The following is a 22,951-nucleotide window of genomic DNA, read 5'->3' as shown; positions in this document are numbered from 1 at the left end:
CCGTCAGGCGAATTTCACCAGCAGTCGGGTGAGCTCGCTGGTGGATTCGCGGATCGTCGAATTGTCCGTTTCTTCTTCCACGCGCGTCATCAGCCTGTAGGCGAGCATCTCGTAGAAGGCACGGTCCAGCGCACGCCGCGCGGCAGTCATCTGCGTGGCGATGTCTTCGCACTCGGCGCCGTTTTCGACCATCGCCTTGATGCCGCGCAACTGGCCTTCGACGCGAGCCAGTCGCGTGGTGATTTTCTTGCAGTTTTCGTGCGTGTCCTGCATGGATGCCTCCGACCAGCTTCAGGGCAGGCCTGTCCGGCTGCGGTACGGGCCGACAACCCATTGTCCCACGGTATGGGCATGTAGACCAAGGAAGTATGAGGCATTTGCACACGGGCGGGTGCGGTTGGGGATTGGCTTGGCGGGCATGCGGCGATTTGCCGCCGCGTTACATGGGGAAGCCACGGCTGGCGAGGCGGTAGTCACGCGGCTTGGGCAGGTGGATGTTCAGGCGATTTCACGAAGTAATGAGGGGCAGGATCATGCAAATGAAACACTCTGCACGTCGTTGGCCGGGTATCTCCCCGCGCGCGGCATGGTTTGTGGCTTTGGCATTGGTACCAGCGGCAGCATTGGCAACAGATGGTTATTTCTCGCATGGTTACGGTGTGAAGGCGGCCGGGCGCGGCGGGGCTTCACTCGCGTTCACGGACAATGCCTTTGGTGGATCCAACAACCCGGCCAGCATGGCGTTTGCCGGCAATCGCCTGGAGCTTGGCCTCACGGCCTTCAGGCCGCGTCGCGATGCATCGCGGACCGGCCTCGGGCCAGGACTGGATGGTGCCGTCATCAGCCATCGCGACTGGTTTGGCATACCCGAGTTTGGATTCAACCGCATGTTGAATGAGCGCCTTGCTTTGGGCCTCACGGCGTACGGCAATGGCGGCATGGACACCAATTATCCGCAAGGAACCTTCAACTGTGGCATGGGCACCGCCAATATGCTGTGCGGGCAAGGTGCCCTGGGGGTCGACCTTACGCAATTGATCATCGCCCCGACGCTCGCCTATGCGTTCACTCCGCGCCAATCCATTGGCGTGTCACCGTTGTTCGTCTACCAGCGCTTTTCCGCCATTGGTCTGCAATCGTTTGCATTCACGCCGGGACTGTCGACCAACCCGGCCAAAGTGACCAACAATGGCCATGACAGCTCGACCGGGGTTGGCGTTCGACTGGGCTACTACGCACAAGTGACCGACAGCCTGGCGCTGGGGGCGAGCTATGCGATGAAGGTGCGCATGAGCCGGTTTGGTGACTACGCCGGGCTGTTTGCGCAGGGCGGGCGCTTTGATATTCCAGGCAACTATGGTGTCGGCGCGAGGTGGGCCGTGCATGATCTGACGCTGGGCGTGGACTACAACCGCATCAATTACGGAGGCGTCCGCTCGGTCGGCGATACGAGTCTGCGACCGACGCAATTGGGTTCGGCGAATGGTCCAGGCTTCGGCTGGCGCGACATCAATGTGTGGAAACTCGGAGTGGACTGGGCGAGCTCGGATCGGTGGACCTGGCGCGTGGGTTACAACCACACCGACAACCCGATTTCCTCGCGCGACGTCACCTTCAACATCCTTGCCCCGGGTGTCGTCACGGACCACGTCACGCTGGGCTTCACCCGCAACATGGCCAGTGGTGGCGAGCTCAGCTTGGCATACATGCACGCGTTCAAGCGCAGCGTCTCGGGGGCATCCATCTTGCCCGTGTTCATGGGCGGCATGCCGGCCGGAACCGAGAAAATCTCGATGTACGAAGATTCGTTGGGCATTCAATATACGTGGAAGTAATCGGGATGCGCCGCCTGCCAAGGCCAGCAGGCGGTGCATCGGTGCTTCCCGGCTACTTGGGGGCGGCTGGTGCGCCGGACCGTGGGGATGGCCGAGTCCGGCGGCGGCGTGGACCCAGGATGGGCTGGTGCCGCTGCAGGCGGTGGCGTACTCGCTGTTTGCGTATCGCCGCCACCCGAGCATGCGACGATCGGCACGATGATGACGGCGATGGCCGCGCAAGCAGTGCCGGATAGAGGGGTGGCTTCATGGACGATCCGCGGCCGCACTCGGTGGCTGTGAGGCAAAGCATGCCGAGACGCGCGTCGTCCCATTTGTCCCGGAGCTGGACTGGGCCACCGGGTCATGAGCGGGATTCGGTCGGCTTAGAAAATCATCAGCGCGTAGCCTTGCAGCTGGAGCTCGGTAACCGTTGTCACCCCGGACAGGGCGACGGGAACATCCTTGTCCATCCATTCGAAGTGGTATTTGTACTCCGCCACGGCCTGGCCACATACCACGATGTCGACTCCGGCCTTGCGCAGCTCCCTGATAATGGGAATGTTGGGATTGTGCACCAGGTAGGTGTCTTCATAATGCTTGTCATCGAGCATGGCGGGTGTGGCTGCACCGTAGGCAACGGCAACGAACTTGAGGTGGTCGAGGGGTACACCTGCTGAGGTGAACAGGTTGACCGCGCGCGCCACACGTTCCACGGCCGGACTGACTTTCGTCGGATCGTCGCTGCCGCGCGTCATGGCGAAGATGATCTTGTAGGTCGCACTGGGATCGGGCAGATATTTGCTGCCTTTGGGCACCGGGTGGATTTCACCACCGCTGGTGATCACCCCGGTACGCCAACCGGCGTTATTTGCGTTGTCGACCGTGACATCGGCATGGGCCTCCATGCATACGAACAGGCCAAAAGCCATCACGGCAACAAGCCTGGCCAGGAAATGCGTACGGCGCATGGTCAATCCTCCACAGTGAGTTGGAATAACGTTGCCGCTGGCCCCGCCATGTCGGGCAGGGCTGGAGGGGCAAGTCGAAGTTCGAATAGGGAAAAGTTACGTTGCTTGTCCGGGTGCCACTTATTCATTGAAAGGACGGGTGAGCCGACATCAACTCATGATGCGCGGATGACCGTCCTCGTCGAGATAGGGGTAGCGGGTATGACCGAAACGCACGACAAGGACGGCCACGCCGAGCAACAAGATGGCACCTGCCTCTGCCAGCATTCCAAACGAGCTGCGCTCGGTGGAGTCGAGCATCATGTGCCTTGCCAATGCCACCATCGCCACGTACAAGGGCATGCGTACGGGCATCCTGCCTGTGCGCCAATAAACCCCGCTCATGGTCACGATTTCGAGATAAATGAAAAGCAGGAGCAAGTCGGTAACCGAGACTTTCGAAGCCGCCAGCATCGACACGACTTCCTGGCCGACCGCGATGATCGTCACCACGAGCACGAGCAACAGACCTGCGTACTCGATACTGGAGAACAGCCACTTTCCGTGGCGCTTCATGGCCGACACAGGCGGTTCCGGCATCGGAATTCTCCGCGGTTTGCCCGTTGCGCTGAAAATCGAAGGGGGGTATGGCGTGAAACACGTGGATCAAAACGCAACCACGCCATGCGTCGCCATGTGAATCGTGCCGACGAAGGGCGGTGCAGCGCTTCAGTCGCGTTTCAGGTACCGCGACCGGCGAATGTCCGTGGTTGCGAGTCGCTCGCGGCGATGCATGAATCCATTGCGACAAAATGTTTCCCCGAATCGTTGGCTTGACTCTATCACACACCCCATGGGGTATGTCAAAAGAGCGCTGACGATGGCACCGGCTCATCGCCGCGTGAATGGAGGGCTTTCGCGCGCCTGGCCAGGACCGCGTTCCTATCCGCCGCGACCTTGCGTGGTGGCGGTCTCGGCATGTACACTTGCGAGCTCTGATGCGGGGTGGAGCAGTCTGGCAGCTCGTCGGGCTCATAACCCGAAGGTCGCAGGTTCAAATCCTGCCCCCGCTACCAGGCCTTTCTTGATACAAAGAAAGCCTCCTCGTGAGGCTTTTTTGTTGGACGTAGGTCGACTGCGGCAGGCGTGGCTGGTGATGCCAGTCGGACGCATCGGGATACGAGAGGATCGATGGCGGTAAGGGAATGGGCCGGTGGAGCCCATTTTTTGTTTCTGGCGAGGACGGATACGGGTGATGGACACGCAGGCGCTGGCGCTCCGCTTCAGCGAGGCACTGACCGATTTCGGCCTGTGCTGCCTCGGCGTGGAGTTCATCCCCGGCCAGGGACAGCGCACGTTGCGTGTGTACGTGGACCTGCTGGATGGTGTCGCCTCTGGTGCAGGCGTGGATGACGACGGCAACGGCCAGGGATTGCTGCCGCGCGGGGTGACCGTCGACCAGTGCGAGAGCGCCAGCCGCGAGATTTCCGCCTTGCTCGACGTTGATGATCCAATCCCTGGCCACTATGTATTGGAGGTGTCGTCGCCGGGGTTGGATCGGCCATTGTTTTCGGCTGAGCAATTCTCGCGGACATGCGGCAGCGAGGTGAAGCTGCTGTTCCGTGCGCCGTTGGAAGGCCGACGCCGACTGCGCGGAAAGGTCTTGGGTGTGGACGGCGGGCAGATCACGCTGGAAGCCGAGCACCGCACCTGGCAGTTCGATCATGCGTTGGTGGAATCCGCACGCGTGGTGCCTGATTGGGTGGCGCTGGGGCATGCCCCGCAGCCCAAGCCCGGCCATCCCCGCCCCGCCAGGAAAAGCGGAAAGAAAAGTTAGGAAGCTCCTTTGAGTAATGCGGCCACGGATGGCTGCCCATTTGATGTTGCGTTCACGGACGAACGCAAAGTACCCCCCATTTGATCTTCGCGTTCACGGACGGACGCAAGGAATGTTGGCGCCGCATAGGAACCCTGGCATGGGCCCTCGCGGCATCTGTGGAGTTGCTGCAATGAGCAAAGAGCTTTTGCTGGTCGTCGACGCGGTCGCCAATGAAAAAGGCGTGCCGTTGGACGTGATCTTCGGGGCGATGGAGGCAGCGTTGGCCTCCGCCGCAAAGAAGCGTTACGTCGACGAGGAGCCAGACATAAGAGTGTCGATCGATCATGACACCGGCGAGTACGAGACGTTTCGCCGCTGGGAGATCATTGCCGACGATGGCGAGATGGAATCGCCGTCGTACCAGTTGCGCCTGATGGATGCGCTGGACGAGCGCCCGGACGCGAAGGTCGGCGAGTACATCGAGGAGCGGATCGACAATGCCGAGTTCGGACGCATTGCTGCGCAGGCCGCCAAGCAGGTGATCGTGCAGCGGGTGCGCGAGGCCGAGCGCCAGCAGGTCGTCGAGGCCTTTGCCGGTCGTGTTGGCGAGCTGGTGACCGGCATCGTCAAGCGGGTCGAGCGCGGCAACCTGTACCTTGACTTGGGCAGCAACGCCGAGGCCTTCATCCCCCGCGACAAGACCATCCCGCGCGAGTCTGCCCGCGTCGGCGATCGTGTGCGCGGCTACCTTTACGAGGTGCGCTCGGAGCCGCGTGGGCCGCAGTTGTTTGTCTCCCGGGCGGCACCGGAGTTCATGATCGAGCTGTTCCGACTGGAAGTGCCGGAAGTCGGCCAGGGCCTGGTCGAGATCAAGGGCTGTGCCCGCGATCCCGGTGACCGCGCAAAGATTGCCGTGGTGGCGCACGACAGCCGCACCGATCCCATTGGCGCATGCATCGGCATGCGCGGTTCGCGCGTGCAGGCGGTCTCCAACGACCTGAACGGCGAGCGCGTGGACATCATCCTGTGGCACGAGAATCCGGCGCAGTTCGTGATCAACGCGATGGCGCCGGCGGAAGTGCAGTCCATCATCATGGACGAGGAAAAGCATTCCATGGACATTGCCGTGGCCGAGGACAAGCTGTCCCAGGCCATAGGCCGAGGTGGGCAGAACGTGCGCCTGGCCAGCAAGCTCACCGGTTGGCAGCTCAATGTGATGACCCAGGACCAGGTCATCGCCAAGAGTGAGACCGAGCAGGAAGCGGCGCGCCAGCTCTTCATGGACAAGCTGGAAGTCGACCACGAGATTGCGATTATCCTTGTGCAGGAAGGCTTTTCCAGCATCGAGGAAATCGCCTACGTGCCCAGCGCCGAGCTTCTGGCCATCGAGGGTTTCGACGAGGACATCGTCGAGGAATTGCGCGCGCGGGCGCGGGATGCCCTGGTGGTGGCGGCGCTCGCCGAAGAGGAAGGCGTGGTTGATCAGCACCCCTCCGACGAGTTGCTGGCCATGGAGGGTATGGACGACGCCACGGCACAAGCGCTGGCGGCACGTGAAGTGTATACAGTGGAAGACTTGGCCGATCTGGCCGTGGATGACCTGATCGACATCGAGGGCATGGACGAAGAACGGGCCGCGGCGCTGATCATGAAGGCCCGCGCACCGATGATCGAGCGGCTGGAACATGGCGGCTGAGTACAGTCGCTGGCGCCTCGCATGGGACGTCAGGCAAGGCTGGTAATCTTTCGCGGTGTGGGATGGTGGTCGATCCGGCCGCACCGGCGGGGCAAGCGCGGATTGGCGGAGCAGAGAACACGATGTCGGATGTCACGATCAAAGAACTCGCCCTGAAAATGGGCATGCCGGGCGACAAGCTGCTCACGCAGCTGAAGGCCGCGGGCATGAAATTTTCAGATCAGGAGCAGGTGATCAGCAGCACCGAGAAGGTCAAGTTGCTTGGCTTCCTGCGCCGCAACAAGAGCCAGGACACCGACGCTGCGGTAGGCGAAGGCACACCGCGTCACGTTACCCTCAGGCGGCGCACTGTAGGCGAGCTCAAGGTTGCCACGCCCGGACCGCGTGGGGCCCCGACCACAGCCAAGACCGTCAATGTCGAAGTGCGCGGCAAGCGCACCTATGTGAAGCGCAGCGTCATTGCCGAAGCCGCCAATGCCGAGCCTGAGCGCGAGGATGCCGTACGCAAGCTGGAAGAATCGCGGCTACGGCAGGAACAGGAGCTGGCCGAGAGCGCCCGCGCTGCCGAACGCCGGCAACAGGAAGCAGAACAGCGCAGCGTCGAGGAGGCGCAGGCGGCCGCAGCGCGGCAGCTGCCGTCAGCGGACGTGGGGGTGCCACCGACTCCCGGTGAGGCTACGGTAGCCCAGGAGGCGCCACTGGCGCCGGAGCCCGTGGCGGAGCCTGACGGCGGCGAGCAAGCGGCCGTGCAACGCCTGGATCCGCGTGACCTTGGCATGATCATTCCGCAGATTCAGCCACCGCACAAGCGCCAGCGGGTGGTCAAGCCGGTCGCCAAGCCTGCCGCGGAAACGGCGACGCGGGCCGCTCCCGGCACGCCGCCACCGGCGACCGAAGCCGGCAATGGTCACGCCAAAGCCGGACGGCACGTCCGTGAGCGCGATCGCGCCGAGGGCACCAGTGGCCGGGAAGGACGGGGTGGCAAGCGCTTCGGCGGCGGACAAATGCACTTGAGCGAGGCCGATCGGGCGCGGCGTTCGTCCGGCAGCAAGCGCTCCAAAGTCGCGCGTCCGGGGCGCGAGCCGTCGCGGGCCGGTGCGACGGCAACCGCTACCCATGCGTTTTCCCGTCCAACCGCGCCGGTGGTGCGGGAGGTGACCGTGTCCGACACCAACACCGTGTCCGACCTGGCGCAGAAGATGGCGGTCAAGGGTGCCGAGGTGGTCAAGGCCCTGTTCAAGATGGGCGTGATGGCGACGATCAACCAGAGCATCGATCACGACACGGCCGTCCTGGTGGTGGAGGAGCTTGGCCACAAGCCGGTGGCCGACACCCATAGCGACGCCGAGCAAACCCTGGCCGAACATACCCAAACCGCTGAGCTGGAGGGTGAGAAGTCGCCGCGGCCGCCGGTGGTGACGATCATGGGCCACGTCGATCACGGCAAGACCTCGTTGCTCGACTTCATCCGGCGCACCAAGGTGGCCTCTGCCGAAGCCGGTGGCATCACTCAACACATCGGCGCGTATCACGTGCAGACGTCGAGGGGCGGCATCACTTTTATCGATACTCCGGGCCATGCGGCGTTTACCGCCATGCGTGCGCGCGGTGCGCAGAGCACCGACATCGTCGTGCTGGTGGTGGCTGCCGACGATGGCGTGATGCCGCAAACCATCGAGGCGGTCAACCACGCACGCGCGGCGAAGGTGCCGTTGATCGTGGCGGTCAACAAGATGGACAAGGAGGGCGCGAACCCGGACAACGTCAAGCAGGGTTTGGTGCAACACGAGGTCGTGCCGGAGGACTGGGGCGGTGACGTGCAGTTCGTGCCGGTGTCGGCAAAGACCGGAATGGGTGTCGACGACTTGCTGGATGCGATTTCCGTGCAAGCCGAGATCATGGATCTGAAGGCGGTCGTGGATGGGCACGCCACGGGCGTGGTGATCGAGTCCAGCCTGGACCGCGGCCGTGGCCCGGTGGCGACCGTGCTGGTACAGCAGGGCACGCTGAAGAAGGGCGATTACGTGGTGTGCGGCGTGGAATACGGGCGCATGCGGGCGCTGATCAGCGCGAACGGCAAACAGGTGACTTCGGCGGGTCCGTCGATCCCGGTGCAGGTGCTTGGCTTGTCCGGCGTGCCGGAGACGGGGGACGATTTCGTTTCCGTCGACGACGAACACCTGGCCCGGCAGGTGGCTGCCGAGCGCCAGCAGAAGCGGCGCGAGACACGCATGGTCAGCAGCGGCAACCGCCTCGAAGACATCATTGCCAAGATGGGCCAGGGCGACGAGCAGCAGACCTTGAACATCCTGATCAAGGGTGACGTACAGGGTTCGGTCGAGGCCCTGCGTGATTCGTTGACCCAGATCGGCAACGAACGCGTGCGGGTGAACGTGGTGTCTTCCGGCGTGGGCGGCATCAGCGAATCCGATGCCACCTTGGCGGCGGCGTCCAAGGCACTGCTGATCGGCTTCAATGTGCGTGCCGATGCCTCGGCGCGCAAAGTGATCGAAAGCTCTGGCGTCGACGTGCGCTATTTCTCCATCATCTATGACGTGATCGACCAGGTGACCCAGGCGGCCACCGGCCTGCTCGGTGTCGAGGTACGCGAGGACATCATTGGCGTGGCCGAGGTGCGCGAGGTCTTCCGCAGCTCCAAGTTCGGCGCGGTGGCTGGCTGCCGGGTGGTCGAGGGTACGGTCAAGCGCAACAAGCCCATACGCGTGCTGCGCGACCAGGTGGTCATCTTCGAAGGCGAACTGGAGTCGCTGCGCCGCTTCAAGGAGCTGGTGGACGAGGTGAGCAACGGCATGGAATGCGGCATTGCCGTCAAGCAATATGATGACGTCAAGGTCGGCGACCAGATCGAATGCTTCGAGCGCACCGAGGTCGCACGCACACTGTAAGGGTTCCTGCATGAAGTTGCCGAGCTCGAAACCCCATCATTCGTCATTCCCGCGAAAGCGGGAATCCAGTGCCTTTGATCGATGCCCGGTCATGTGAAGGCACTGGATCCCCGCTTTCGCGGGGATGACGAGCGTAAATAGGTACTGCTATATGCCTTCACGGGAATTCAAGCGAACGGACCGCATTGGCGCCGAGCTGCGGCGCGAGATCGGGCTGCTGGTGCATGCCGCAGTCCGCGACCATCGCTTGCCGTCGGTCAGCGTCTCCGACGTGGAGACTACCCGCGAACTCGACTGGGCTACGGTGTGGGTCACCGCCTTGGAGCCCGAGCAGGGCTTGCCTGCGGTCAAGGCACTGAACGAGATTGCGCACGAGCTTCGACATGCCCTGGCGCGCAGTGGCATCCGCATGCGTCGCGTGCCTGCGCTCAGGTTCAGGTACGACGACTCGGTGGACAAGGGCGAACGCATCGAGAGCCTGTTGCGCGCCGAAGCCACAGACTTGAAACCGGCCGATGATGGCGGCGCGGACTAAGTTGCATGCGTCGCGCGTGCCGCGCAGCGCATGGCGGGATGTACACGGCATCGTCTTGCTGGACAAGCCGGTCGGTCTGAGCTCAAACCAGGCCCTGCAAGCGGTGCGCCGGCTGTTCCTGGCCCGCAAGGGCGGCCACGCCGGGACCCTGGATCCTATGGCCAGCGGCCTACTGCCGTTGTGCTTTGGCGAAGCCACCAAGCTGGCCGGGACCCTGCTTGGCTCCCGCAAGGCCTATGTGGCCGAATGTCGGCTGGGAGTGACCACCGATACCGATGATGCGGCAGGCACGGTCACCTGCCGCCGTTCGATTCCGGCATTCGAGACCACGGCGCTGGAAGCGCTGCTCGACCGCTACCGCGGACGGATCATGCAGGTGCCACCAATGTATTCGGCCTTGCACCAGGCGGGCGAGCGCCTGTATGTGAAGGCGCGGCGAGGAGAGACGGTGAACGTTTCCGCACGAGAGGTCGAGATTTACCGGCTTGTGGTGCTGGGGCATACGGCCGACAGCCTGACCCTGGAGGTCGAGTGCGGCACCGGCACCTATATCCGCTCGCTGGTCCGCGACCTGGGTGAGGCCCTGGGTTGTGGCGCCCACGTCTCGGCATTGCGGCGGACCTGGGCGGCGCCGTTCCGGGACCCGCAGATGGCGGCGCTCGAGGCACTGCAGCAGGCGGCGGCTGCGGGGGAAGAACAGCTGCGGCGCTGGTTGCTGCCGGTGACCGCGGCGCTGACCGACATCCCCAGGCTCGATCTCGATCCCACCCAGGGCGAGGCCATTGCGCGCGGACAACGCGTCGCGCTGGCCGAGCCACACCCGCTCGGCCGCTGCGCGGCGTTTGCGGGCGGCACTCTTTTGGCGCTGGTTGAGGTCGATCAGGCCGGAGAAATGCGGGTTTTGCGTGGTTTCAACAGCCAAATGACGACCTCGTGACTGCTGCGCGCGCCAATGCCCTTGTTGAAGTACCTGGTGGATCAGTAGAATAGGCAGGTTGTTCCACGGGTTTCATCGACCCAGTAACCACTCAGCACCCCCGGACGAAGCTCGCGCTTCCCTCGTCGTGAGGACGCAAGTGCCGGCGCCGCGTCGCTTTCAAGGATTACCTACCCATGTCTCTTACCGCAGAACAAACCGGCAAGATCATTGCTGACTATGGCCGCGCGCCGAATGACACCGGATCGTCGGAAGTGCAGGTCGCGCTGCTGTCGGCACGCATCGACCATCTTGCTGAGCACTTCAAGGATCACCAGCAGGACCACCACTCACGGCGTGGCCTGTTGAAGCTGGTGAACCAGCGCAAGCGCCTGCTGAGCTACCTCAAGGATCGCGATCTGGCCCGCTACCAGAGCTTGATCGAGCGCCTGGGCCTGCGCAGGTAACCCAGCCTTGGACACGAAGATCGAGGCCCCCCCTCCTTGGGCGCACTCCCCAAACAGAGCAGGAAAAATCACAGTGGCAAAAGTAACCAAGTCGTTCCAGTACGGTAGTCATCAAGTCACGCTGGAGACGGGCGAAATTGCCCGCCAGGCATCCGGTGCCGTGGTCGTCAGCATGGGCGGCACCGTGGTGCTGGTTTCCGTGGTGGCGGCAGCCAAGGCGCGCGAAGGGCAGGATTTTTTCCCGCTCACCGTCGACTACCAGGAAAAGTTCTATTCCGCCGGGCGCATTCCCGGCGGTTTTTTCAAGCGTGAAGGCCGGCCGACCGAGAAGGAGACGCTGACTTCGCGACTGATCGATCGCCCGTTGCGTCCCCTGTTCCCGGAGGGCTTCCGCAACGAGATCCAGGTCGTGGCCACGGTGGTCTCGTTGAATCCCGAGGTCGACGGCGACATTCCGGCGTTGCTTGGTGCCTCCGCGGCGATGGCACTCGCCGGAGTGCCGTTCAAGGGGCCAATCGGCGCCGCACGCGTGGGTTACGTGGACGGCAGCTACGTGCTGTGTCCCACCGCCGAGCAGCTGAAGCATTCGGACCTCGACCTGGTGGTTGCGGGCACGGCCAAGGCCGTGCTGATGGTCGAGTCCGAGGCCAAGCTGCTGAGTGAAGACGTGATGCTGGGCGCGGTGATGTTTGGCCACCAGCAGATGCAGGCCGCGATCGGTACCATCAATGCGTTTGTCGCAGAGGCTGGGCGCAAGTCCTTCCAGTGGGAAGCGCCACCGGTCAACAATGCCTTGCTCGATGCCGTGCGCCAGGCCGGCGGTACGCGCTTTGCCGAGGCCTTCCGCATCCTGGACAAGCTCGATCGCCGCGATGCGGTCAGCGCACTGAAGGCCGAGGTCAAGGCTGCGCTCGCCGGGCAGGCCGAGGCGAACGGCTGGACCGAGGCAGACATTGGCAACGCCTTCGAGGAAGTGGAATACCACACCATGCGCGACGGCGTGCTCAAGACCAAGGAGCGCATCGACGGCCGCAAGCTCGATGACGTGCGCGCCATCAGCGCGCGCATTGGCGTATTGCCGCGCACGCATGGTTCGGCGCTGTTCACCCGCGGCGAGACCCAGGCCCTGGTCGTGGTCACGTTGGGCACCACGCGCGATTCGCAGCTCATCGACGCGCCGGAAGGCGAGTCCAAGGATCCGTTCCTGTTCCACTACAACTTCCCGCCGTATTCGGTGGGCGAGACCGGCCGCGTCGGCAGCCCGAAGCGGCGCGAGATCGGCCACGGCCGCCTGGCCAAGCGCGGCGTGATGGCGGTCAAGCCCAGCCTCGAGGAATTTCCGTACGTGATCCGCGTGGTCTCGGAGATCACCGAGTCGAACGGCTCCTCGTCGATGGCCTCGGTGTGTGGCTCGTCGCTGGCCATGATGGACGCGGGCGTGCCGCTCAAGGCGCCGGTGGCCGGCATTGCCATGGGCCTCGTCAAGGAAGGCGAGGACTTCGTGGTGTTGACCGACATCCTGGGCGACGAGGATCACCTCGGCGACATGGATTTCAAGGTGGCCGGCACCGCCGATGGCGTTTCCGCCCTGCAGATGGACATCAAGATCGACGGCATCACCGAGGAGATCATGCGCACGGCGCTGGCCCAGGCCAAACGTGGCCGCCTGCACATCCTGGGTGAGATGGCCAAGTGCCTGACCGAGGCGCGTTCGGAGATGAGCGAGTACGCCCCGCGGCTGCTCACGATCAAGATTCACCCGGACAAGATCCGCGAGGTGATTGGCAAGGGTGGCGCGACGATCCGCTCGATCACCGAGGAAACCGGCTGCACCATCGACATCAACGACGACGGTACGGTGATCGTGGCCTCGGTCAACCGCGAGGCGGCGGAAGCGGCCAGGAAGCGTATCGAGCAGATCGTTTCCGACGTGGAGCCGGGCCGCATCTACGAGGGCAAGGTCGCCAAGCTCATGGATTTCGGCGCATTCGTCACCATCATGCCGGGCAAGGACGGCTTGGTGCACGTCTCGCAAATCTCCAATGAGCGCGTGGAGAAAGTGTCCGACAAGCTGCACGAGGGCGACATCGTCAAGGTCAAGGTGCTTGAAGTGGACAAGCAGGGCCGCATCCGCCTATCCATGAAGGCGGTGACTGCCGAGGAAGCGGCCGGCGTCTGACGGCTCGGTGCAGCAGTTGCTTGAGCGGAGGCCCGGCGTTTTGTCGGGCCTTCTGCGTTGTGGCGCCCGCATCGGTCCGCTGCGCAACTGTTAGCATGGCGGCTAACGGGCAAGAGGAGTTGCGCATGGCCGATTCGACAGCTGATTTCCTGCAGGACTACCAGGCCCTGGCACGCAACACATGGGATGCCTGGACACGCCAGTTGCAGATGGCCGGTGCGGCGGCGCCGACCCAGGCCAACGCCGCGCCGGCCGCGGCAGGAGCCACGCTGGAGCGCACGCTCGATGGCGTGCGCGGCTATATGAATTGGCTGCAGGGCATGCTGGCCAACACCATGGCCCCGGGTGGGGATTGGCAGCGTCAGCTGCCGCAATGGTTTGGCGGGGCGAACGAGCCGTTTGCACAGGCCTTTGCCGGCATTGACACCGCGGGTGCCCAGGGCTTTGTGGAGCAGTGGCAGGCCTGGATGCAGGCTGCGCAGCAGACTGGCGTGGTCCCCGGCCAAGGGCATACTGGTCCGGTTCCTGCCTTTGGACTGGATCGCGAGCAACAGATGCAGCAGCAGGAATTCGCCCAGGCGCTGCTGGCGGCGACGCAGGCGGCAGGACGCTACCAGGCCTTGCTGCAGCGCGCCGCGGCCGACGGCATGCAGCGGCTGCAAGGCAAGCTTGCCCAGCATACTGAGCCCGGACAGCAAATCGACTCGCTGAAGGCCTTGTATGACCTGTGGGTGGATGCAGCCGAGGAGGCCTATGCCGAGATTGCCTTGACCGAGGAGTTTCGCACGGTCTATGGCGACATGGTCAACGCGCAGATGCGCGTGCGCCAGCTGCAGCAAAAGCACGTCGAGGCATTTTGCCGGCAGCTCGGCGTGCCAACGCGCAGTGAGGTGTCCAGTCTGGGCCAGCGCGTACAAGCCTTGCGCCGCGATCTGCGGGCAACGGCGGGGGCAGCGGACGGGTCGCTGTCCGCCCGGTTCGAAGCCTTGCGTCGTGAGCTGGACGGACTCAAGCAGCAGCTGGCCCGACAGCGCCCGGCGTCGCGTACGGCGGCTCGTCGGCCTGCGGCTGGTCGTGCTGCCGCGGCGAAGCGTAGCCCTGTCGCGGCGACGAAGGCAAAGCCGTCGGCGCGACGCAAGCAGGCGGCCGGCAAGCGTGCGGGCGCCCCGGCTGGCGCCCCACGTGCCGCCGCAAAACCTGCCCGCAGTCCGTCCGGCAAGCGCAAATAAGGAGCCTCCATGTACCCACCAGTGCGTATCGATCCAGGCAAGGCGTTGGCCGAGATCGCCACGTTCCAGCGCAAGCTGGCCGCCGGCATGGGCTATTTGCGCAGCATGCATGAGCCGGAGTTTGCCAACACGCCGCGCGAGCTGGTCTACAGCGAGGACAAGCTGAAGGTGTGGCACTTCACCGGCAGCTCCGCAGCCGCCGCGAAGACGCCGATCCTGATCGTGTACGCGCTGGTCAACACCGTGTGGATGACCGACCTGCAGGAAGACCGGTCCATGGTGCGCAATCTGCTCGGGCAGGGCGAGGACGTGTACCTGATCGACTGGGGCTACCCCGACGGTGCCGACCGCTGGCTGACCCTGGACGACTACATCAACGGCTATCTCGACCGCTGCGTCGACGCGGTACGGGCCCGGCATGGGCTGGAAGCCATCAACCTGCTCGGCATCTGCCAGGGCGGCACGTTTTCGCTGTGCTATACGGCGCTGCATCCGGACAAGGTGAAGAACCTGATCACCATGGTGACCCCGGTGGACTTCCATACCCCGGACAACATGCTCTCGAGCTGGTGCCGCGACATGGACGTGGACCTGTTCGTCGACACCATGGGCAACATCCCCGCCGGCTTGATGAACTACGTCTACCTGACCCTGAAGCCGGTGCGCTTGAACCAGCAGAAGTACATCGGCATGGTCGACATCCTGGACAAGCCGGTGGACCTGGAGAATTTCCTGCGCATGGAACGCTGGATCTTCGATTCGCCGGACCAGGCTGGCGAGGCGTTTCGCGAGTTCATCAAGGATTTCTACCAGGCCAACAAACTGATCAAGGGTACGCTGGCCATTGGCGGCAAGGCGGTGGACCTGGGCATGATCACGCAGCCGGTGCTGAACATCTTTGCCGAACAGGATCACCTGGTGCCGCCGGACGCCGCGCGCGCGCTGGGCACGCACGTCGGCACCACCGATTACACACAACTCGCCTTCAAGGGTGGCCACATCGGCATCTATGTTTCCAGCCGCGCTCAGCGGGAGGTACCGCCGGCGATCCATCGCTGGTTGCGTACGCGAGGCTGAGCACAAACGTGAGGTCGACATCGCATGGACAAGACTTTGCACCGTTCGCGTCGGGACCGCGTGCTGGCCGGCATCTGCGGCGGCGTCGCGGAGTACTTTGGCTGGAGCGCCACGCGGGTGCGCGTCGCCTGGGTGCTGCTTGCCCTGTGCGGTGGCTCCGGCGTCCTGCTGTACCTGCTGTTGTGGCTGGTCATGCCCGCCGCCGAATGATGCGTCTGCACCGCGCAGGCCGTGCGGCGCCATCGTCCTGGCGTGCTGCGGGTCAGCAGCTGCCACGGGGTGTCGCCTGACCGTGGCCGGCGCCGAGCGCTACGACCAGGTCCGCGCCGTGCAGTGGTGTGGCGACCATTTGCGCCTGCTCGACCAGCGCCGCTTGCCGGCGAGCGAAACCTGGGTGGAATGCCGCAGCGCGCAGGAGGTGACCACGGCGATCCGTGACCTGGTGGTCCGTGGCGCCCCGGCCATCGGCATTGCGGCAGCGTGGGGCGTGGTCCTGGCAGCCCAGGGCGGCAAGGACCTGGACGCGGCCAGCGCCATGTTGCGCGCTGCCCGGCCCACGGCGGTCAACTTGATGTGGGCGCTGGAGCGCATGCGCGGCCGCATTGCCGCCGGCGCCGATGCGGCGGCACTGTGCGACGAGGCGCAGGCGATCCAGGATGAGGACTTGGCGGCAAACCGGCACATGGGTGCGCTTGGCGCCGCCCTGATCGCCCCCGGCTCGGGGGTCCTGACCCATTGCAATACCGGCTCGCTGGCCACCGCGGGCTACGGTACCGCGCTTGGCGTGATCCGCGCCGGCGTGGCGGCGCAGCGGATCGACCGCGTCTACGCCTGCGAAACGCGGCCATGGCTGCAGGGCGCACGGCTGACCATGTGGGAGCTCCTGCGCGACGGCATCGATGCGCAGCTCATCGCGGATTCCGCTGCGGCCTTCCTGATGCACTCCGGAGCCGTGCAATGGGTCGTCGTCGGCGCCGACCGCATTGCCGCCAACGGCGACACCGCAAACAAGATCGGCACTTACCAATTGGCGGTGGTGGCGCGCTATCACGGCGTGAAGTTCATGGTCGTGGCGCCGGCCTCCACGATCGACATGCATACCGGGAGCGGCAACGACATCGAGATCGAGCTGCGCGACGCGGGGGAGTTGCTGGGCGTGGGCGGGGTGCGTACCGTGGTCGAAGGCGCGCGGGCGTGGAATCCGGTATTTGACGTGGTGCCTGCCGGTTTGATCGATGTCATCGTGACCGAGTGCGGCGTGATCGAGCATCCAGACGGCCATTCCATGCAGGCGATGTTTGACGGCTGAGCGATATCCGCGCCGATATTCCGGGCCCTCCGTGCGCCAAGTGACCGCATGATTTGCCTGGTGTCGCAATGGCACGGGCGATGAGTCGTAACATATTGAATTGACAGGATTAAATACTGTCATTTCGTGCCTTTCCGTGATATAATTCCAAACTCGCGTGTCGCAGGAATCGCATGCCCCTTGGGGCACGGCGGAGCGCCCCCTTTTTTTCCAGGAAACCCGGGTTGATGGCAGAGCTGGCGAAGGAAATTATCAAGGTCAATATCGAAGACGAGATGCGCCAGAGCTATCTCGATTACGCCATGAGCGTCATCGTCGGCCGCGCGCTGCCGGATGTCCGCGATGGGCTCAAGCCAGTGCATCGTCGCGTGCTTTATGCGATGAACGAGCTGGGCAACAGCTACAACAAGGCTTACAAGAAATCCGCCCGCGTGGTCGGTGACGTCATCGGTAAATACCATCCTCACGGCGACCAGTCGGTCTACGACGCCATCGTGCGCATGGCCCAGCCGTTTTCGCTGCGCTACATGCTGGTGGACGGGCAGGGCAACTTCGGTTCGGTCGACGGCGACAACGCCGCGGCCATGCGCTACACCGAAGTGCGCATGTCCAGGCTCACCCATGAGCTGCTCGCCGACATCGACAAGGATACCGTCGATTTTGGCTTGAACTACGACGAGAGCGAGCGCGAGCCGTTGGTGTTGCCGGCCCGGGTGCCGAATCTCCTGATCAACGGCTCTGCCGGCATCGCGGTGGGCATGGCGACGAACATCCCGCCGCACAACCTGGGCGAGGTGGTGGCCGCCACGATCGCGCTGATCGACGAGCCGACGCTCGGTATCGAAGACTTGATGCGTTTCATCCCGGGGCCGGATTTCCCGACCTACGGCATCATCAATGGCGCCTCCGGCATCATCGAGGCCTACCGCACGGGCCGTGGGCGCATCCTGGTGCGCGCGCGCGCCGAGGTGCAGACGGAAAAGCACGGGCGCGAAGTCATCATCGTCACCGAGATTCCGTATCAGGTGAACAAGGCCCGGTTGATCGAGAAGATCGCCGAGCTGGTGAAGGAAAAGCGGCTCGAAGGCATCAGCGAGCTGCGCGACGAGTCGGACAAGGACGGCATGCGTATCGTCATCGAGGTGCGCAAGGACGCCGTCGGCGACGTCGTGTTGAACAACCTGTTCCTGCAGACGCAGATGCAGGTGACCTTCGGCATCAACATGGTGGCGCTGGCGGACGGCCAGCCGCGCCTGTTCGGCCTGAAGGCCATCCTCGAGGCATTCATCCGCCATCGCCGCGAGGTGGTGACGCGGCGGACCATCTTCGACCTGCGCAAGGCCCGTGCCCGCGCCCACATCCTCGAAGGCCTGACCGTCGCCTTGGCCAACATCGACGAGATGATCGAGTTGATCAAGACCTCGCCGTCCCCGGTGGAGGCGCGCGAGCGCATGCTGGCGCGGCGTTGGGACGCGGGCATGGTGGGCAGCCTGCTGTCGGCCGCTGGCGCCGACGCGTCACGACCCGAGGACATGGACCCGCGCGATGGCCTGAAGGGCGATGGCTACCAGCTGTCCGAGGCCCAGGCACAGGAAATCCTGGCCATGCGCCTGCAGCGCCTCACTGGCCTGGAGCAGGAAAAACTCGCCGACGAATATCGGCAGATCCTGGAGACCATCCGTGGCCTGATCGAGATCCTGCAGAACCCGGACCGCCTGCTGGCGGTGATCCGTGGCGAGCTCGAGGCGGTCAAGGCGGAATTTGGCGACCCGCGGCGCACGGAGATCCAGCGTTCCCAGGAAGACCTCAATGTGCTGGACCTGATTGCCGCCGAGGACATGGTGGTGACCTTGTCCCACACCGGCTACATCAAGCGCCAGGCCGCCAGCCTGTATCGCGCGCAGCGCCGTGGCGGCAAGGGGCGCTCGGCATCGGCGTTGAAGGACGAGGACGTCGTAGCCCAGCTGTGGGTGGTCAACACCCATGACACCTTGCTGACCTTCACCAGCGCCGGACGCGTGTACTGGCAGAAAGTACACGAGATCCCGGAAGCCGGCCCGGGCGCGCGCGGCAAGCCGATCATCAACCTGCTGCCGCTGGCCGCGGACGAGCAGGTCCAGGCCGTACTGCCGATCCGGGACTACGACGGCGACCGCTTCGTGTTCTTTTCCACGCGCCACGGCACGGTCAAGAAGACCCCGCTGGCTGAATTCGCCTACCAGCTGCAACGAGGCAAGCTGGCGATCAAGCTGCACGACGATGATGCTTTGATCGACGTCGCCCTGACCGATGGCAACAGCGATGTGCTGCTGTTTGCCTCCAACGGCAAGGTCAACCGCTTCGACGAGAACACGGTGCGTGCCATGGGGCGCACTGCGGCCGGCGTGCGCGGCATGCGCCTGACCCAGGGCGCCCACGTGGTGTCCCTGGTCGTGGCGGCCGAAGGCGACATCCTCACCGCGACCGAACGCGGTTATGGCAAGCGCACGCAGCTGGCGGAGTTCACCAAGAAGGGCCGCGGTACCCAGGGCGTCATTGGCATCCAGTGCTCGGAACGCAACGGCGCCTTGATTGGCGCCGTGCAGGTCACCGAGGCGCACGAGCTGATGCTGATTTCCGACCATGGCACCCTCGTGCGCACGCGCGCGGATGAGGTGTCACGCTTGGGTCGCAATACCCAGGGAGTCACCTTGATCAAGCTGCCGGAAGATGAAAAGCTCGTCAGCGTGATGCGCCTGGAGGCGGAAAATGGCAGCGCGGACGGCGATGAGGCCGAAGGCACCGATGGTGCGGAGATTCCTCCGGACATGGGCGCTGGTGACGGCGTCCAGCCGGATCAGCCCCTACGGTGATACCGGAGCGTCGCGGGCGGCTCCCGGGCTGACGTGACGCCGTTTCGGGTCGATCTGGGCGCCTCGTCCAGGCGCCACGACCGTGCCACACGATAGGGCGGCGCCTCGTGATGCCAGTCCAGGTGGCCGCGCGCCTACCGGCTTGATTTCATTGCTGCAGCACCTATTTCTACCCTAGGCGGTGATGGCACCGCGAACCATTGGGAGACAGCATATGAATTCGAGTCGCCAATCCATGTGGAACCAGAATCTCGGCTCCAATGACGCCTTTCGCGAAGCCTTTGGCCGTTTCTTCGGCGTGGGCGACAGCGACCAGTCCACGGTGGAAACCAGCCAGTGGGCGCCGCGGGTGGACATCCGCGAAGAGGACAAGCGCTTCGTGATCCTGGCCGATGTCCCGGGTGTGGACCCGGCAACGATCGAAGTCAGCATGGACAAGAGCATCCTCACCATCAAGGGTGAACGCAAGGCGGTGGACGATACCGCAGGAAACAAGTTGACGCGGCAGGAGCGCGTGTACGGCACGTTCCATCGGCGCTTCTCGCTGCCCGAGAGCGCGGATGCCGAAAATATCAGCGCCCACGGCAAGTACGGGGTGCTGGAGATTTCCATCCCGAAGAAGCCGGAGACCACGCCGCGCCGCATCACCATCAATGCCGCCGACTGAGGTCCGCGCAGTGCGGGGGTAAGCTTGTGCGGGTCGGGCGCCGTGGTGGACGCGAGTCCATCACGGCGCCTGGCTGAGGGCGGTGCGGCGGGCGGAATGGAGTGCCTGTGGAATTCAAAGACTATTACGAGACCCTGGGCGTCAAGCCGGATGCCAGCGAAGCCGAGATCAAGGCGGCGTATCGCAAGCTGGCACGCAAATACCACCCCGACCGCAACAAGGAAGCGGGCGCCGAGGAGAAATTCAAGGCCGTCAACGAGGCCAACGAAGTGCTGCGGGATACCGAAAAGCGGCGCTCCTACGACCAGTTGCGGGCCGGCGGCTATCGCTCCGGCGAGCAATTCCGGCCGCCGCCGGGCTGGCAGCGGCAGACCCAGGGCTTCGGCGAGGGTGGCGAGGGGGATTTCAGCGATTTCTTCGAAAGCCTGTTTGGCCATCGCGCTGCCGGCGGCGCGCATCGGCAGCCACGGACACGGCGCGGGCGGGATGTACAGGCCCGGGTGCAGATCGACCTGCAGGCCGCATTTGCCGGCGGTCGCACGCGGCTGGCGCTGCAGGATGCGAGCGGCCACGAGCGTGTGCTCGAGGTGAAGATTCCCGCCGGCATCCAGCCCGGGCAGGTCATCCGCCTGGCTGGGCAGGGCCAAGCTGGTACGCCTGGCGCACCGGCCGGTGACTTGCTGTTGGAAGTCGAGCTGCGTGACGATCCGCGTTTCCATTTGGATGGCCGCAACGTCGTCCACGTGTTGCCGATTGCGCCATGGGAGGCGGCGCTGGGCGCGAGCATTGCGGTGCCGACGCTGGGCGGGGCCGTCGATATGCGCATTCCGCCAGGTTCGCAGTCGGGGCGCAAGCTGCGCCTGAAGGGTCGCGGCATGCCCGGCACGCCACCGGGCGACCAACTGGTGGAGTTGTCGATACGCACGCCCGCGGCCGAGACCAAGGCGCAACGCAGCGCCTACGAGGCGCTGCAGGCACAGTTCGAGGATTTCCACCCGAGGGGCTGAGACCGACGCGGCACTCGCCGTGGGATGTGGCGAGCGGGCTCGACACCACGACGGAGCGCGCGTTCGGCCTCAACACCCGGTTCAGGCCGGCAGGAACTCCTGCAGCGTCTTGGCTAGATCCTCTTCCTTGATGGGTTTGGTCACGTAAGCCTTGGCGCCCTGTCGCATGCCCCAGACCTTGTCAGTCTCCTGGTCCTTGGTGGTCACCATCACGATCGGGATATGGGCCGTTTCCGGATCCCGGCTGATCGTGCGCGTGGCTTGAAACCCGTTCAGGTTGGGCATGACCACGTCCATGAGGATCAGGTCGGGTTTCTCGCGCTTGGCAAGCTCCACGCCTGCCGCGCCGTCATCGGCACCCAGCGCCTGGTGACCGAGCTTCTCCACGATGCGCTTGATACCGAGCAATTGGGATGGCGAATCGTCGACGATCAGGATACGTGCCATGGGCGGTCCAATGCTCGCAGAGTGTCTGATTCTAGGGTGTCCACGCAAGACTTTCCAAGCGCCGCCGTCAATCGGGGCCGATGCGGACCAGGGTGCGGCCAAGGGACTGGCCATCGAGCATGCGTGCGAATTCGCTTGGCAGCTGGTCAAGCGTTACCTCGCGCCGGCTGATTTGCGCCAGGTTTCTTGGTTTCCAGTCGCTGGCCAGGTGTTGCCAGATACGTTCGCGCACCGGTCGCGGCGTGACCGCCGAGCCGATACCGAGCAGGCTCACGGCGCGGATGATGAACGGCATGACCGTGCTGCTGAACGTGGCGCCGCCGGCGTTGCCGCACAGCGCCACGTTGCCGGTCGGCGCAATCAGTGGCAACAGGCCGGCCAGCATGGCGCCACCCACGGCATCCAGCGCACCACCAAAACGCGCCGAATCCAGCGCCTTGCCGCTGAAGTCGAGCTGATGCCGATCGATGCACTCGCTGGCGCCGAGCTCACGCAACCAGTCAAAGTGTTCGCGCTTGCCGCTGATTGCGTGCACGGCATATCCGGCGCCACTGAAGAGGTTGATGGCCAGCGCGCCCACGCCGCCGCTGGCACCGGTCACCGCAATCGGGCCCAAGGCTGGTGTTTGCCCGTTGTCCTGCATGCGCAGGAGGGCGAGCGCGGCGGTGAAGCCGGCGGTGCCCAGCATCATGCTTTCACGCAGGGTGAGCCCGGCCGGCAGCGCGATGGTGCTGTCAGCCTCCAGGCGGGCGTACTCGGCCAGGCCGCCGTCGCGGGTTTCGGACAAGCCACTCCCGGTGCACAGCACGGCGCTGCCGGGAGGGAAGCGCGGATCGATGGAGGTAACCACGTAGCCGGCGGCATCGATGCCCCCGTTCAAGGGAAAGCGGCGCAGGATGCGGCCTGAGCCGGTACCGGCCAACGCGTCCTTGTAGTTGAGTGAGGAGTAGGCCACCTTGACCAGCACTTCGCCGGGCGAGAGTTCTTCCACCCGCATGGTCTCGATGCCGGCGCGGTGCTGGCCCTGTTCCTGGCGTATGCGAAAGGCGCGGAATGCCGGCTGAGTCATGGCTTGCCTCGA

At 64.4% G+C, this 22,951-nt stretch carries 20 protein-coding genes and 1 tRNA gene; 16 read left to right on the top strand and 5 right to left on the bottom strand.

Annotated features, from left to right (window positions below):
- Window positions 1–3: 3 nt before the first annotated feature.
- Window positions 4–273 (bottom strand): metal-sensitive transcriptional regulator, encoded by a 270-nt coding sequence (locus tag AC3WJB_RS14095; RefSeq protein WP_492682594.1) that lies wholly within the window; start codon window positions 271–273, stop codon window positions 4–6.
- 266 nt (window positions 274–539) lie between these two features.
- On the opposite strand from AC3WJB_RS14095, the gene AC3WJB_RS14090 reads away from it, so the two are divergent.
- Window positions 540–1,835, top strand: a complete 1,296-nt coding sequence (locus AC3WJB_RS14090) for an OmpP1/FadL family transporter (protein WP_492682592.1) — start codon at window positions 540–542, stop codon at window positions 1,833–1,835.
- Between the two features lie 365 nt (window positions 1,836–2,200).
- Here AC3WJB_RS14090 and AC3WJB_RS14085 read toward each other — a convergent pair whose 3' ends face one another.
- Window positions 2,201–2,785, bottom strand: a complete 585-nt coding sequence (locus tag AC3WJB_RS14085; protein WP_492682590.1) for a DsrE family protein — start codon at window positions 2,783–2,785, stop codon at window positions 2,201–2,203.
- A gap of 150 nt (window positions 2,786–2,935) precedes the next feature.
- Entirely contained in the window at window positions 2,936–3,364 is a 429-nt protein-coding gene (locus AC3WJB_RS14080) for a phosphate-starvation-inducible PsiE family protein (protein ID WP_492682588.1), read from the bottom strand.
- 399 nt (window positions 3,365–3,763) lie between these two features.
- Between AC3WJB_RS14080 and AC3WJB_RS14075 the strand changes: the two genes are divergently transcribed.
- From AC3WJB_RS14075 to AC3WJB_RS14005, 15 genes are all read left to right on the top strand, one after another.
- Window positions 3,764–3,840 (top strand) — tRNA-Met (locus AC3WJB_RS14075).
- Between the two features lie 179 nt (window positions 3,841–4,019).
- Window positions 4,020–4,601, top strand: a complete 582-nt coding sequence (rimP, locus tag AC3WJB_RS14070) for a ribosome maturation factor RimP (protein ID WP_492682586.1) — start codon at window positions 4,020–4,022, stop codon at window positions 4,599–4,601.
- Between the two features lie 172 nt (window positions 4,602–4,773).
- The gene (gene nusA / locus AC3WJB_RS14065; protein WP_492682584.1) at window positions 4,774–6,279 is read left to right on the top strand and encodes a transcription termination factor NusA; all 1,506 of its coding nucleotides are present in this window, start codon (window positions 4,774–4,776) and stop codon (window positions 6,277–6,279) included.
- 122 nt (window positions 6,280–6,401) lie between these two features.
- A complete protein-coding gene (gene infB, locus AC3WJB_RS14060; RefSeq protein ID WP_492682582.1) occupies window positions 6,402–9,185 on the top strand; it encodes a translation initiation factor IF-2 in 2,784 nt (927 codons plus the stop codon).
- A 151-nt stretch (window positions 9,186–9,336) separates the two neighbouring features.
- Window positions 9,337–9,720, top strand: a complete 384-nt coding sequence (rbfA, locus tag AC3WJB_RS14055) for a 30S ribosome-binding factor RbfA (RefSeq protein WP_492682580.1) — start codon at window positions 9,337–9,339, stop codon at window positions 9,718–9,720.
- Window positions 9,704–10,657, top strand: coding sequence for a tRNA pseudouridine(55) synthase TruB (gene truB, locus AC3WJB_RS14050; RefSeq protein WP_492682578.1), 954 nt, complete (start codon window positions 9,704–9,706; stop codon window positions 10,655–10,657). Before rbfA ends, truB begins: the two co-directional genes overlap by 17 nt.
- Before the next feature lie 176 nt (window positions 10,658–10,833).
- Window positions 10,834–11,103, top strand: coding sequence for a 30S ribosomal protein S15 (gene rpsO, locus AC3WJB_RS14045; RefSeq protein ID WP_492682576.1), 270 nt, complete (start codon window positions 10,834–10,836; stop codon window positions 11,101–11,103).
- A gap of 73 nt (window positions 11,104–11,176) precedes the next feature.
- Window positions 11,177–13,282 (top strand): polyribonucleotide nucleotidyltransferase, encoded by a 2,106-nt coding sequence (gene pnp / locus AC3WJB_RS14040; RefSeq protein ID WP_492682574.1) that lies wholly within the window; start codon window positions 11,177–11,179, stop codon window positions 13,280–13,282.
- 125 nt (window positions 13,283–13,407) lie between these two features.
- Window positions 13,408–14,511, top strand: coding sequence for a poly(R)-hydroxyalkanoic acid synthase subunit PhaE (locus AC3WJB_RS14035; protein WP_492682572.1), 1,104 nt, complete (start codon window positions 13,408–13,410; stop codon window positions 14,509–14,511).
- A gap of 9 nt (window positions 14,512–14,520) precedes the next feature.
- Window positions 14,521–15,588: a class III poly(R)-hydroxyalkanoic acid synthase subunit PhaC gene (gene phaC / locus AC3WJB_RS14030; RefSeq protein WP_492682570.1), complete on the top strand. Its 1,068-nt coding sequence runs from the start codon at window positions 14,521–14,523 to the stop codon at window positions 15,586–15,588.
- Window positions 15,589–15,612: 24 nt separating this feature from the next.
- A complete protein-coding gene (locus tag AC3WJB_RS14025) occupies window positions 15,613–15,798 on the top strand; it encodes a PspC domain-containing protein (RefSeq protein WP_492682568.1) in 186 nt (61 codons plus the stop codon).
- Between the two features lie 82 nt (window positions 15,799–15,880).
- Window positions 15,881–16,897 (top strand): S-methyl-5-thioribose-1-phosphate isomerase, encoded by a 1,017-nt coding sequence (gene mtnA, locus AC3WJB_RS14020; RefSeq protein WP_492682566.1) that lies wholly within the window; start codon window positions 15,881–15,883, stop codon window positions 16,895–16,897.
- Window positions 16,898–17,124: 227 nt separating this feature from the next.
- On the top strand, window positions 17,125–19,749 hold the full coding sequence (gene gyrA / locus AC3WJB_RS14015) for a DNA gyrase subunit A (protein ID WP_492682564.1): 2,625 nt from the start codon (window positions 17,125–17,127) through the stop codon (window positions 19,747–19,749).
- A gap of 214 nt (window positions 19,750–19,963) precedes the next feature.
- On the top strand, window positions 19,964–20,416 hold the full coding sequence (locus tag AC3WJB_RS14010; RefSeq protein WP_492682562.1) for an Hsp20/alpha crystallin family protein: 453 nt from the start codon (window positions 19,964–19,966) through the stop codon (window positions 20,414–20,416).
- Between the two features lie 107 nt (window positions 20,417–20,523).
- Entirely contained in the window at window positions 20,524–21,423 is a 900-nt protein-coding gene (locus tag AC3WJB_RS14005) for a DnaJ C-terminal domain-containing protein (protein ID WP_492682560.1), read from the top strand.
- Window positions 21,424–21,504: 81 nt separating this feature from the next.
- On the opposite strand, the gene pilH is transcribed toward AC3WJB_RS14005, so the two are convergent.
- The gene (gene pilH / locus AC3WJB_RS14000; protein WP_492682558.1) at window positions 21,505–21,870 is read right to left on the bottom strand and encodes a twitching motility response regulator PilH; all 366 of its coding nucleotides are present in this window, start codon (window positions 21,868–21,870) and stop codon (window positions 21,505–21,507) included.
- Window positions 21,871–21,937: 67 nt separating this feature from the next.
- Entirely contained in the window at window positions 21,938–22,939 is a 1,002-nt protein-coding gene (locus AC3WJB_RS13995; protein ID WP_492682556.1) for a YhdH/YhfP family quinone oxidoreductase, read from the bottom strand.
- Window positions 22,940–22,951 lie beyond the last annotated feature (12 nt).

Source organism: Rhodanobacter sp. FW510-R10 (genome assembly GCF_058781105.1).
The sequence above is the reverse complement of the archived record's forward strand: the minus strand, read 5'-3'. Positions and strand labels throughout refer to the sequence as shown.

Excerpts from the sequence above, each read along its gene's own strand:
- AC3WJB_RS14095 (WP_492682594.1), bottom strand. The coding sequence starts at position 273 with ATGCAGGACACGCACGAAAACTGCAAGAAAATCACCACGCGACTGGCT.
- AC3WJB_RS14090 (WP_492682592.1), top strand. The coding sequence starts at position 540 with ATGAAACACTCTGCACGTCGTTGGCCGGGTATCTCCCCGCGCGCGGCA.
- AC3WJB_RS14085 (WP_492682590.1), bottom strand. The coding sequence starts at position 2,785 with ATGCGCCGTACGCATTTCCTGGCCAGGCTTGTTGCCGTGATGGCTTTT.
- AC3WJB_RS14080 (WP_492682588.1), bottom strand. The coding sequence starts at position 3,364 with ATGCCGGAACCGCCTGTGTCGGCCATGAAGCGCCACGGAAAGTGGCTG.
- rimP (WP_492682586.1), top strand. The coding sequence starts at position 4,020 with ATGGACACGCAGGCGCTGGCGCTCCGCTTCAGCGAGGCACTGACCGAT.
- nusA (WP_492682584.1), top strand. The coding sequence starts at position 4,774 with ATGAGCAAAGAGCTTTTGCTGGTCGTCGACGCGGTCGCCAATGAAAAA.
- infB (WP_492682582.1), top strand. The coding sequence starts at position 6,402 with ATGTCGGATGTCACGATCAAAGAACTCGCCCTGAAAATGGGCATGCCG.
- rbfA (WP_492682580.1), top strand. The coding sequence starts at position 9,337 with ATGCCTTCACGGGAATTCAAGCGAACGGACCGCATTGGCGCCGAGCTG.
- truB (WP_492682578.1), top strand. The coding sequence starts at position 9,704 with ATGGCGGCGCGGACTAAGTTGCATGCGTCGCGCGTGCCGCGCAGCGCA.
- rpsO (WP_492682576.1), top strand. The coding sequence starts at position 10,834 with ATGTCTCTTACCGCAGAACAAACCGGCAAGATCATTGCTGACTATGGC.
- AC3WJB_RS14035 (WP_492682572.1), top strand. The coding sequence starts at position 13,408 with ATGGCCGATTCGACAGCTGATTTCCTGCAGGACTACCAGGCCCTGGCA.
- phaC (WP_492682570.1), top strand. The coding sequence starts at position 14,521 with ATGTACCCACCAGTGCGTATCGATCCAGGCAAGGCGTTGGCCGAGATC.
- AC3WJB_RS14025 (WP_492682568.1), top strand. The coding sequence starts at position 15,613 with ATGGACAAGACTTTGCACCGTTCGCGTCGGGACCGCGTGCTGGCCGGC.
- gyrA (WP_492682564.1), top strand. The coding sequence starts at position 17,125 with ATGGCAGAGCTGGCGAAGGAAATTATCAAGGTCAATATCGAAGACGAG.
- AC3WJB_RS14010 (WP_492682562.1), top strand. The coding sequence starts at position 19,964 with ATGAATTCGAGTCGCCAATCCATGTGGAACCAGAATCTCGGCTCCAAT.
- pilH (WP_492682558.1), bottom strand. The coding sequence starts at position 21,870 with ATGGCACGTATCCTGATCGTCGACGATTCGCCATCCCAATTGCTCGGT.
- AC3WJB_RS13995 (WP_492682556.1), bottom strand. The coding sequence starts at position 22,939 with ATGACTCAGCCGGCATTCCGCGCCTTTCGCATACGCCAGGAACAGGGC.